Raw genomic sequence first — 11,883 nt, 5'->3', positions numbered from 1 at the left:
TGGCCGCGGCCACCGCCCGCGCACGCCGCCGCCGAACCGCCGCGAGACGGGCAGTGGGGGGATTATGCAACAGTCTCCCGTGCGGATTTTTATGCCAATGAACCCCCAGGTGGGCTTGAGCTGGCCCGCAACCAAGCAGATGTTTCAATCCGCCGTGCGGATTTTTATGCCAATGAACTTCGTATTCCGCGTTTGGGCTGGCCTGCCGTGCATGAGGTGTTTCAATCCGCCGTGCGGATTTTTATGCCAATGAACCGTCCATGGTGGTTCCTTTCTGGATTGCGCCTATTGGTTTCAATCCGCCGTGCGGATTTTTATGCCAATGAACACGGGTCGCTACTGGCGTCGGTCGCCTCAACCACAGTTTCAATCCGCCGTGCGGATTTTTATGCCAATGAACCGGGAATGTCCGACCAGTCCACGAGGTAGCCCTCTTCAGTTTCAATCCGCCGTGCGGATTTTTATGCCAATGAACTTGCTGCCGCCGTCGTCTGGCCCCTTTGCCTTGCTACGGTTTCAATCCGCCGTGCGGATTTTTATGCCAATGAACCGAACACCCCGAACTCATCGCCCGCCGGCTGTTGCTGGTTTCAATCCGCCGTGCGGATTTTTATGCCAATGAACGACGATTATCCGGGCAGCGAGCCCGGTTGCCACGAGTTTCAATCCGCCGTGCGGATTTTTATGCCAATGAACCCTCGCCGCTCGCTACCGCTTCAGGAAGCGGTAAAAGGGCTGGTTTGCGAGAGGCGTCTTCATGTGGCATTGTTGATGGGCTCATTGGCTCTTCTGTCTCTACTGTACCACATCTGCGTTGGCTTTGCAATGCGGAATCGTCTCATGCGAGAGCCTCTGGGGAATTTACTCCATGCTGCGCCGCTCGATCTTTTTGCTTCGGCTTTGTACTCTGTCGAATACATGGTGTGTGGCTGGTGTCTGTAGGGCGGTGCCCTACAACCCCGCCGGACAGGGGGAGATGCGGGGGAACCAGGTTCCCCATTTGCATTACGTTTAGGGCTGCCGCCCTCAAACCCGCTTTGGGGCTACGCCCCAAACCCCGTTTTTTGTTCCGTTTTGGCGGCTTTGCCGCCAAAACGGAACAAAAAGAGTTTTTTTGGGGAAGGCAAAGCCTCCCCCAAACCCCCACCGGGGGCTTAACTTACGCACCCCCTACCTGCACATTATCGTGCGCTCTCCCCCTGCGCTCAGAGACGGAACAAAAAGAGTTTTTTTGGGGGAGGCTTCGCCTCCCCCAAACCCCCACCGGGGGCTGCGCTCTCCCCCTGCGCTCAGAGAATGACGGTGACCGGGTCGTTGGGCGCTGCACTGCCGATGGTGATCACGTTCTGTTGGCACGCTCCGCACATGACGTAGAGCCGTACGCTGTCGCGATCTTCGCGGAGGTGTGGGCTTAGTTTGGCCCGTAGCTCGATCAGTTGCCGTTTGGTGAGCCAACATTCAAAGAGGGAGTATTGTGTCCAGGTTCCGTAACCGCAGAGCAGCCGGTGGACTTTGCTGCGCCGTTTGTCTTCCGGGATGTCGTAGGCGACAATGTAGAGTTGGGTTGTCTCCGATCGGCCCATTTTCCCTCCTTATCGTACGGTGAAGGGGACGTAGTTGGCGATTTCGCCTTGGCTGTGTTTGGCAAAGATGCGTACCTGGAGCTCGATGCAGCGCCGGTAGCTTACGCGGTAGTTGAAGATGGGGTGCTGTACCATTTCGTTGAGCCGCCCTTCAAACTTTTCGAGAAAGGTGCGCCGTGGATTGTCTTTGAGCCGGTAGGCGCCCAGTTCGTTGCTGAAGTCGCTGCTGCTGAGTTGCCCGGTGTTCAGCATCGTGATCACGACTGAGTCGACGATGATGGGCCGGAAGCATTCGACGAGGTCAAGCGCGAGCGCCGGTTTGCCAAAGCCCGCTTGGTGCATGACGCCGAGCCCCGGGTCGAGGCCGACGGCATGGACGAGCGAGACGACTTGGTTGGTGAGTAGGGTGTAGCCAAAGGAGAGCAGGGCGTTGACGGGGTCGGTTGGCGGGCGCTTCACGCGCCCTGGGAAGTGCCAGTTGTCGCCTTTGAGCAGGTGGTTGAAGATGCCGTAGTAGGCGGCGCTGCCGCTTCCTTCGAGCCCTAAGAGTGGCCCTAGCCCATGCATCCGGTCGCTGGTATCATTCGGTGCTGCCAGGCGATCGAGTTCGCGCAGGCAGCGCCGGATGGTTTGTGCGGCCTCTTCAAGCTCTTGTGCCGCTTCGCGTCCGCGTGCGTAGCGCAAAATGAGGGTGCGCATGTTGCCCAATTTGCCCGCAACACACTGCTTCGCGACCGCAAAGCTGCGCTCGCTGTCGCAACAGATGGCGTATTGCGCGAGCCGCACGCCGCTGTTTTTGCCCCAGTCGGCCACCAGCGATCCCCGCGAGCGTCCGTAGGCGGTGAGGTAGTGTACCGGGATGCGCCGTTCGAGCAGCGCATGCAGCACCGGGGTGGTTAGCGTAACCTCACCTAGCACCATGATCTGTTCCACTTTGTTCAAGGGAACGCGCACGACCTGCCCCGCTTTGCCGCCGGAAGGCGCGACGCGTAGGGCTTCGCCTTCCAGTTTGACGAGGCTGTACTGCTCGGTTAGATAGAGGGTGGCCATGAGGATCTCTACTCCTGTACCAAGAATCTCATGCATTGGGTGTCACTCCAATTATGTGGGTCCTGTAGGGCTGCGCCCTACACCCCGCCGGAGGGTGAGAGGATGCGAGGGAACCAGGTTCCCTCGCATCCTCTCACCCTACCTACACATGTTGGTCACCTCCAACATCGAATGTTGCCAGTTTTTGTAGCTCATCCGGCAGACAGAGCGGCTCGAGTGAGCAGTCACGGCATTTGCTGCGCTGCGCGATGGGGGGCGGTAAGATGCCCGCCGCACTGAGCCGGTGCGCTTCGGCAGCAACGCGCTCCACTTCGCTACGTAGCTCGGCGCTAAAGAGCACCTCTTCACGCCGTCGCGCCGCGAAGGAGAAGATGTAGCCCCGCTCAATCGTCTCTCCGGTACGCTCCTCTAAACAGATGGCCTGCGCCGCAAGCTGGATGTGATCGTTGCGCCAACGCCCTAAGCGGCCCTTCTTGTACTCAACCGGATACATGGCCCCGGCCTTGAGTTCCACCAGATCGCAAAAGCCCGCAATACGCAGCCGTTCACTCCAAACATAGACGCGCCGCTCCTGCACCGCCTCGGCCAACCAGTTGGTTCCCACGAGATCCACCCCCTGGTGGCGCAGTTGCCCTTCGACCACATGCTCATTGAGCAGCATCTCGCTCTGGATAAATTCGTAGCCAAAGCGCCGTGGGCAATAGGCGAGCGCATTGAGCATCGCCAAAGGGATGTAGTCGTCTGTCATGTTCATCTCTCTATTTTTGGCTGTGACCAAAATCTGTAGGGCGATGCCCTACAACCCTTCGGACTGATGAAGGGTGCGCGGGAACCAGGTTCCCTCGCGCACCCTAGATCCTGCGCCGACACAACCCCATGCCGCGCGTCGTCTTCATGCCTACGCCGAGAAAGAGCGCCGCGTCGGCCAGGAGGGCGATCAGACGGGCTTGGCTTGGGTCGAGGGGGAGTTCGTAGCTAACCATGCCGACAAAGCCCTTTTGCGGCCCTTTGCCCAAGTTGATCTCCGCCGATGCGCTGTGGTAGCGCGTGATCAGCGTGTCGCCTGCCGCCTCACGCACGGCTGTGGCGTCAAGCTGCACGCTAGCCGGGGCCAATTCGTTCCAACGCCGCGCTAAGCTAGGGAAGACCAATGCCGGATCGGGCAGAATGCCCAGCCGCTGCCGCCCATCGGGGCGCGAACCCTGGCCAATGGCGGTGGGCGTGGCAAACTCCAGTTGGAGCGTATGGGTGGCCTCGGCGCGCATGTGTAGTTCGCTAAAGGCGCTGTAGCCCGCCCAGAGGTGGCCCTTGGGCGCGGGGGTACCAATGACATCGCCCAGTTGCAACGACGCTTGGCCTAGGCGCAACGGCGCCTCACCCGGCATCTGGCGCAGCAGCGCATGCACAAAGGTTTGAAAGAGCTCACTCTGCAACAGCGACACGCGCAGCTCCACCCGATCGCGCCGCCGTCCCGGTAGCAGCGCGACCGTATAGGGCTTACTGGCCGCGTCCGCATGGAGCCGCTCGGAGGTAACGGGGTCTACTTGACGCACCAGATCAAGAAAGAGCGCCTGGGCGCCATGCCCCTGAGCGCGTAGCGTCACATCACGCTCCAACGGATAGAGCTGCAGCACAAAGGCGTAGAGATCGGGAAAATCGGACATGGGCATTACCTTCCTCTGGTGGGGGCTTGGGGGAGGCTGCGCCGCCCCCAAAAAGACTCTTTCTGTTCGGTTTTGGCGGCTTCGCCGCCAAAACCGAACAGAAAACAGGGCTTGGGGCGCAGCCCCAAAAGCTACGCCGCAAAGCGGTAGGCCATCCCGCACGGCAAGCCTTGGCCATTGGCGAGGGCGTAGTGCGGCCCAGCGCAGCGCCCATTCGCCACAAGGCTAGCGGGGGGCATCGAGATAATGTCGAAGGCGCGCAGCGTTCCCGTCGGCAGATCGAGCGGATTGAGCGGCGAGAGCGCATGGTAGTCGCCCTGCTGTTCAACAAACTCCACCTCATGCGCCTCAACGAGCGTCTTGCTATGCCACTTCCCCAGCCGAATCCAGCGCGGCAGACGCAACGGCGTGCCACTGAGGACGTAACAGCGGAAGGTGGATTCGGGGGCGAGTTCTTTGGCGCGGCCAATATTTGCTGGATAGTTGCGTCCGCCAAACTGCTCCGATTTACGGTAGTAGCCTACTTGACCGATCTTCCAGGTTGCTAAGAGATAGTCAACATGGAGTGGGTGCGCCGGGGTAACGTAAATGCCCGCTGCGGTAAGTTGCGCCAAATCCTCGGCATACCTTGGGCGATAGGATGCACAAAAGTAGTTCACCTGTATCTGGGCGAAGAGCGCGTAGGAGAGTGCATAGTTATGCAGATATTGCCCCGTTTCATAGAGCGTCCCCATTTCGCGCGTTGCAAAATAGAGACTCTCTTGGAGCGTGAGCGTGCAACGATAGATGTGCATCACCTACTCCTACTTCGTGGCTTTGGCTTTGGCTACATACGCCCGCGTGCGCTCATCAAGGGCTTGCACTAACGCCCGTGTCTGATCAGCATTGCTATAGAGCGAAACCACCTCCTGCTGCAACTCACGAGCCTGTGTACCCATAAAGCTTTGATCACGTGTAATCGGCTCTTGGGCAATCAGCGTCTCGTAGCTCTGGGACGCCGCTGCCAATACCGCTCCACGCTCAAGCAGATCATCGGGCGACTGCTGCGCGGAGACAACCACTTGCTCACGCAGAAGATCGTAGATTGCTTGGGTAAAGCGCAGGTTGCTAAAGATCTCGCCATTGCTAAACACGACCCCTACGAGATGGTTATACACGCGCCCTGTGCGGGTCTCCTGTGCGCCATAACGCTCAGTACGCAGTAGGTTCCCAAAAATATACAGAAAGCCAGCATAAGTCGGATCGCGCAACGTAACGATGCTGGGAAAGAAGACCTGCGGCACAACGTAATCCTGCTCGCCAAAACTGCTGCGCGTCTTTCCGGTGGCTTGATCCGTCATGGTGCCATGCTCGAAGAGCGCATTAAACGCAAAAGCCTTGTGTGAGAGTTCATAAGGCGTAATCGAATAGGCGGTATCCACATAGACCTTCGACTTCTCGGCACCCTCACTGCCAATGGCATAGCCATAATGAATGCAGTCGGGGCACTGCTTGCAGAAGTTTGCGCTGTTGTATTCGCAGAAGCGATCATCCTTGGCTGCTTTGTCATCATGAATCACGCCGGTAGAACGGAGCAACTCTCTCCCGGTTAAACGCTCAGGCGAGGATTGCTTACGCTTGAAGAGTATCAGGCGTGTGATTGGATCCTTGTTGGCATCATGCAGCCCAGCCCGCACACGGATCACATTCAGACTCCCATCAGTCTGAAACAGCGGAAAGGACTCGGTCTCACGGAGCAAAATGAAGTGAACATAGCGGCCTGCCGGTTTCAGCGGAATGTCGGGGTGGAAGATGGTCGTGTTGGTCGCCAATGTTTCGAGGAAACTCATGGGTGGTTACTCCTGGGTAGTAGTGGCATCAGCCTGAGCGGTAGTATTGAAACGAGCATAGGTAGCAAGGTAGTGAAAATTCGCAGCCGAACGGATGCGGTTAGCCCGTTCACGTAGAATGCCACGATCACCCTTGCAATACTCCTTGAAACAACGCTGAACAAACTGGCGTGCGAAATGGGCAATCGCCTGCATTGAGAGATCAAGACGCTCAGGATAGGTGCCACGGCTCTTATCTGTGATAATGGGGTCAAAGCCGCCACTCGTTGCCGCATCGTTACGCACCCGATCCATCTCGTCGTTGATCGCTCCGGCAATCAAGAGGATCAGATCCTCTTCGGCAGTATTGGGGCTGCTGCGCTTGGTGACATCAATCGCCGTCCCCAAAGGCCGTAATACAGTGTAGGCTGAACCAAGGTGACGATAATCGGCGCGATAGAAGGCCGCATAATCATCAACCAACTGAGCGATAAATTCGGTCACGTCATTCCTCCTGAGCGTCTGATAGATGGCCATATACCGTTCGATCATGTAAGGCGCTATCGTGTCGCCACTCTCTTGCTTGGGTTGACTCTTTGCTTTGGCCTTTCCTTTCTTTGGCTTATCCTGCTGGCTCTCACTGCTCTTTGTGCGCTGTTTGCGCTCGTAGTAGCTAAAGACAGCCAGTGGATCGGTGGCAATATCTTTGGCAACTCCATTCAACATGCCCCAGTTGAGGTCCTTCGGTTCGGCAAAGACGTCAAGGTGGAGTTGGTAGAGCCTTAGGAGCCGCCAGAGTTGGGTTTCAAGCTGATCGAGCCGTAGCTCGTCACCATCAAGAATGTATCGCGTAAAGCTGTGGGGCGCATCAAGCACGCTTGTGCCACGAAATTCGGCACCACTGCCATAGATTGGCACGAATGAAGCGCTGGTCACCACTTGAATATCGAGCAATAGAGGGAGTGCCAAGGCATAAAACGTGGGTACGATCCAGGCATCAGTATCGCTTGGCTTGCTCATTGCCGGTCGGAGCGTAAAAAAGAAGAGCGATGCCGCATCCCGTTTTGAAAACGCAGGGGCACGAATAGTCCATGTCGTACCCAGCATTGTGTCTTCACTCATATTCACAAAGGTCTCATAGCTAGCCAGCGCCTCCAGCGTAAAACCGTGCCGCTCAAGGTGGCTGAAGATCAAGCCCGGGAGATTCAGATCGCGCAAATAGGCGATGAAGTCATGTACCACCCGTGACGTCTCAGCCGTAAAGAAATAGGTGGGATAGAGCCAGAGGGTAATGGGCTTCTCATCTTGTGCCGAGCCCGCACGCATGCCCTGCTGCACTTGGCGCAGCATCAACTCAATGGCGCAGATCGGGCAGATACCACGCACAACGGTCGAGGTATCAAGGCGCGTCTTATTGCTGTACTGTTGGGGTTTGAAGAGCACCTCGCTCTTATCCTGCTGGCGTGCTTCGTATGGCGACGAGCAGAGTGAACACTGTACCTTATTGGTCGCTTTGCGCTCGCTATACTGTGTAAGCTCACGTACAAAGCGTGCTTCAAGTTCTGCTAACGGGCTAAGCATCGTCCCGTCAATCGTGATATTCGCTTGAACATAATCACGGAAGGCCGTTTCAAAGCGCCCAACCTCTGGTGGTACGAGCTTATGCTCAGCAAGGTAGCGCAAGACCCGGTTGCCAAGCTCGTGCATACGCTCTTCAAGTTGCTCTGGATCAAGCTGTTCACGTTGGATGTAGCGTGCTGCGACATAGAACCATCCGGTTGGCGTTCCTGAACGCCCCGCTTCTGCCCGTTCAGGGGTGATGGTTTCATGCAGTTCAAGCAGTTCTAGGAGCAACGACGTTGGCCATGAAGCCTTAGGAAACCAGAAGCGGAGCATGCGCCGCCAGATAAAGCCAAGATACTCGGCCAATTGATCAACCCGAACATCACCAGGCAAACCTTCTTGCTGCAATGCCTCGTGCCCAAGGCGCTCAAAAAGAGCCTTCTTCTCCTTGGCGGGCATCCGACTCGTAGCGATCCCCTGTTGATCGGCTACCTCTGCGCCCAGCCGTTCAGCGGTGAGTGCCGCCCGCACCCGCAACGCCGCTTGGCGTGCTGCGAGCAGGAGCATCGTTGGATTCAGCAACTCATAGAGAACCGGCGGCACCTTCATGTAGTCCTTGGTGCGAGCGATGCGTAGCCCACCCTCAAGATCTGGGTTTTCATCCTCGCTCACTTCAGCTTCAGTTGACTGCTCCTGGCCAAGACCAGCCAACGTTGCACCAACTTCACGCCACAACGTATCAAGGAGTTCTTGTTGATCAAGGCTTGCTTGCTGCTGATCAGGCACAAGATAGACCACCCCATCCGGGAAGAAGAGGTAGGGTTGGTAGCCCTGGGGCTCAAGGGCATGCATCAAGCTGTTGTTAATCAGATTAGAAAGCAGTCCCCGTACCTCAGTAAGTTGGTGATAGGCCAGGCGGGGTGGGCGTTGCGTGCCAAAGAGCATACCCAAGGTCGCACGCAGATTCTGCGCGGTATCACGCCCCCGGCTATCGCGTTCAGCCACATCAGCAGGCCGCGTAATATGCACCAGAATATCGGCAAACGATGAGAGATACCGCAAGGTAAGCAGACGACGTTGATCAAGTTGGAGCTTGGGGTAGAGGCTCCAATTCATTGCCGCATCCTTCACCTTTTGGGTGTTTTGGGCTAGAAAGGCGATATCGTCAAGGTAGTCGCGCCACGTTGGGAGAAAGGCTGCAAAGTTGAGACGTTCGCCTTGCTGCTCAATAATGCTCTCTATCTGAGCCATATAGCGCGGCGCTATCTCAATTCCGTGAATCTTGGTATAGTCGTGAACGATAAAGCCAAGAATCCAGACCTGCCACTCAAGATCATTGAGCTGTTTGGACGGCGGCAATGATTTTGCTACCCGCGCACCGGCAAAGATGCCATTGAATAGATGGGCCGAAAGACTCTGATCAGGATTGGTCTGGCTAAAACGGGCACGAACCTCCGGGTCATACGCTACCGCCTCGGGCGGTAACAATGGATCACGTTCACCCGGCAACGCCGCTCCTGAACCGCCAAGCGCCGGAATGCGGCTGAAGGCCAGCAGCACATGGGGGGCCAGGGTCTCGACAAAGTGTTGGATCATTGGATGATGCCCTGCAACAGCACGGCGCAGTAACTCCTGATGAATCATCATCAACTCCTAACAGATGATTGGTGCCGTCTCCTCGTCCTTATTCTTCATCCACAACGCCTCAGCCTCAAGCAGCAGCGCCGCCTGACCAAGGGCCAGCGTATAGGTCTGTTCATAGCTATCCTGAATTTGGTAGAGCGGAAAAAATGAAGGCAACTTGAGTTTCCGTCGTAACTCTGCTGGCTCCTTTCGTGTGATATAGCCAACTACGCGCTGTTTGCGTAGAACCATATTCAGTTGCTTCGTCTCTTCATTGCGGGGTTGTTTGATCGAGATTCCCGTAAGAAGGATGGCTTCATTCAGTTGCAGACTGGGCTCAAAATGATCGATCTGCAAGATCAGACGCTCACGCTCAGACCAGAAGGCCTCAACGTAAAGAACCAACGGCTCGCCATTTCGCGTGAGCGCATAGCGAAAGCGCTCTAACATTGCGTGCCGCGTCTGCTCATCAGCATAGCGCTCTTTCAGCGCAGTATGAAATGGCTCAGCATCGGCCAGCGTAAGATCGCTATTCTGTGCAATCACCAAGGCATCGTAGCTCAGGAACGTTGCTGGCTCGGTCGTGTCATCCCAGAGTACCGCCTGAAACGGTGAGCTACCACGAAATGAGAGAACTTCATCCAGAAGCGCCTTACATTGTGGGCTGGCTGGTTCATTCTTGCCGTTGAGTAACTGCCGGTAACGATAAAGGACACCTCCCATACTCTTGAGATCCAAGGTTTGCTGATACTGTTGACGCAGTTGATGCGCTACTTCAGCATGACTCCCCGCAAGGCGCTTATCCTCAAGCCCGGCAATGAGATGGGCCGCCTGGAGCGCCCCCCAACGCTTGATGTAGCGTTGAAAACTCGTCGTTGTCGGAAACGCCTCAAGCACGGCATCACGCAGGGTCACTGGACGATCAACCACATCCCCAGCGTCAATCTGACGATCTTTCAATGCCTTGCTTAGATTATCGTAAATCCAAGGCGTCTTACTATTGAATAGCGCATGCGCCTCATAGTTTGCAAAGGGCACTTCATTGCGTCGCACCCGCCCTAAGCGCCCAAACCGCTGTAAAAACGCTCCAGCATCAGGCGCTTCAAAGATAAGCAAGCTGATATTAAAATCTATTCCGATATCAATGGTAGAGGTGCCGACAATCAGGTCAGCCTCCCTCATTGCCTGATGGCGTCGCTCGCTATCGGTCAGGCCGGTATTTTCACCAATCTTCAGATGCTTGCATTGCTCAGAAAGCATCCGCGCAATACGACGCGCCTCAACAACGCTATTCACAATAATGACGCCACGCGGACGTGGGCCATCAGCACAAGACCAATGGTTCTCAATAAGTGCCAGATTATTCTTGATCCATTGTTCAAGATTCTGCGCTTCGCTCAACTGGTGTAGCGTGAGCTTGGTACCATGCAATACCTGTCGATATTCATCACCATCTGTATTGCTATAGCTACCCTGAATCTCTTTCACCCGCAAACCGCTCTGGCGCAATAGCTTCGCAAAGACCGCATTTGGGGTTGCTGATGAGAAGAGGAAACGTGGCCGTTGCGCTGAATTGGCCCCCGCTGTTGCACAAAGAAAGAGCATCGCCGTGATTGCCGCAACCATCTGTGGCGTACTAAACGTATGAAATTCATCAAAGATGAAATGCTTATAGTATGCATTAACAAGCGCAGGCAACTCTTGAATCGAGAGGATTTTTGAGCCATAACGATAGTTGATCATCAGATGAAACATGTCTGGATTGCTCAAAAGAACCTGATGATCAGCCATCAATGCCGCCAGTGCTTCGGCACGACGCTCAAATTCAGGGCGCTCAGCAATAAATGTACCCAAGCGTTCACCTGAAAGGCTCGTAAAAGTGAGTTGACTGGCAAATGCCTTATTGTAGTCATCAAATTGACGACGTTGATCAAGCGCCAACTCATTGGTTGGGTACATACCAAACGCCCCACGCTTGGGGTCAAGTAGTGTGGGCAGGTACGCCGCCAAACTCTTCCCATCCCCCGTCATCGCCGTGTTGATCACCACATCCAGATCATCGCTACACAACGCCTCATAGGTCTCCACCTGGTGTTGTGACAACTGGTAACCTTGAGGCAAACATGCGGCTAACTTCGCAGGCAACCGCGTCGCGTCCGCCAACTTCGAGTAGACCGGAAGAGTCACTATCTGCATAACCACACCTCCTTATCTCTTGGCAGTATACCCGATGAGCTCGTCACAAATGCGCCCTGTTGCACCTGTCAACGAACCTTCCCCTTAACAATGCTATACTTGGGCTACACTTGCCACACTAAGGGAAGCAGAAATTTTCAAGTATCCCAGCAGCCTGTCATGCTGAATAGTCCATGGGCGACCATCGTAGTGCCGACGTTAGTCGGCTGAGGTCTTTGGCAGCGATGGGAAGCCGACTAAAGTCGGCACTCCAACGCCAAACCATAGACTTTTCAGACAGCCTCTGAGGTCTTTGGCAGCGATGGGAAGCCGACTAAAGTCGGCACTCCAACGCCAAACCATAGACTTTTCAGACAGCCTCTGAGGTCTTTGGCAGCGATGGGAAGCCGACTAAAG

The 11,883-nt window shown here is 55.8% G+C and carries 8 protein-coding genes and 1 CRISPR repeat array; all 8 genes read right to left on the bottom strand.

Translation table 11 applies throughout. The annotated features are described in order from the left end of the window. Positions 1–66 precede the first annotated feature (66 nt). Positions 67–696: direct repeats of the CRISPR family, unit length 37 nt; unit sequence GTTTCAATCCGCCGTGCGGATTTTTATGCCAATGAAC. 593 nt (positions 697–1,289) lie between these two features. Continuing rightward, positions 1,290–1,583: a CRISPR-associated endonuclease Cas2 gene (gene cas2, locus CJ255_RS19255; RefSeq protein ID WP_097645716.1), complete on the bottom strand. Its 294-nt coding sequence runs from the start codon at positions 1,581–1,583 to the stop codon at positions 1,290–1,292. Positions 1,584–1,592: 9 nt separating this feature from the next. Then, positions 1,593–2,633 carry a type I-D CRISPR-associated endonuclease Cas1d gene (cas1d, locus tag CJ255_RS19250; protein ID WP_165774812.1) on the bottom strand — a complete coding sequence of 347 codons (1,041 nt, stop codon included), beginning with the start codon at positions 2,631–2,633 and terminating at the stop codon, positions 1,593–1,595. A 142-nt stretch (positions 2,634–2,775) separates the two neighbouring features. Continuing rightward, positions 2,776–3,381, bottom strand: coding sequence for a CRISPR-associated protein Cas4 (cas4, locus tag CJ255_RS19245; protein WP_245863587.1), 606 nt, complete (start codon positions 3,379–3,381; stop codon positions 2,776–2,778). Between the two features lie 103 nt (positions 3,382–3,484). Next, on the bottom strand, positions 3,485–4,297 hold the full coding sequence (gene cas6, locus CJ255_RS19240; RefSeq protein ID WP_165774811.1) for a CRISPR system precrRNA processing endoribonuclease RAMP protein Cas6: 813 nt from the start codon (positions 4,295–4,297) through the stop codon (positions 3,485–3,487). A 131-nt stretch (positions 4,298–4,428) separates the two neighbouring features. Then, on the bottom strand, positions 4,429–5,091 hold the full coding sequence (gene cas5d, locus CJ255_RS19235; RefSeq protein ID WP_097645712.1) for a type I-D CRISPR-associated protein Cas5/Csc1: 663 nt from the start codon (positions 5,089–5,091) through the stop codon (positions 4,429–4,431). Between the two features lie 9 nt (positions 5,092–5,100). Beyond that, positions 5,101–6,126 (bottom strand): type I-D CRISPR-associated protein Cas7/Csc2, encoded by a 1,026-nt coding sequence (gene cas7d / locus CJ255_RS19230; protein ID WP_097645711.1) that lies wholly within the window; start codon positions 6,124–6,126, stop codon positions 5,101–5,103. Positions 6,127–6,132: 6 nt separating this feature from the next. Then, on the bottom strand, positions 6,133–9,315 hold the full coding sequence (cas10d, locus tag CJ255_RS19225; protein WP_097645710.1) for a type I-D CRISPR-associated protein Cas10d/Csc3: 3,183 nt from the start codon (positions 9,313–9,315) through the stop codon (positions 6,133–6,135). Between the two features lie 6 nt (positions 9,316–9,321). Continuing rightward, the gene (gene cas3, locus CJ255_RS19220) at positions 9,322–11,487 is read right to left on the bottom strand and encodes a type I-D CRISPR-associated helicase Cas3' (RefSeq protein WP_097645709.1); all 2,166 of its coding nucleotides are present in this window, start codon (positions 11,485–11,487) and stop codon (positions 9,322–9,324) included. Positions 11,488–11,883: the final 396 nt, after the last annotated feature.

The organism is Candidatus Viridilinea mediisalina (genome assembly GCF_002532535.1).
Taxonomy (GTDB): Bacteria; Chloroflexota; Chloroflexia; order Chloroflexales; family Chloroflexaceae; genus Viridilinea; species Viridilinea mediisalina.
This window is presented reverse-complemented; position numbering and strand designations above follow the sequence as displayed.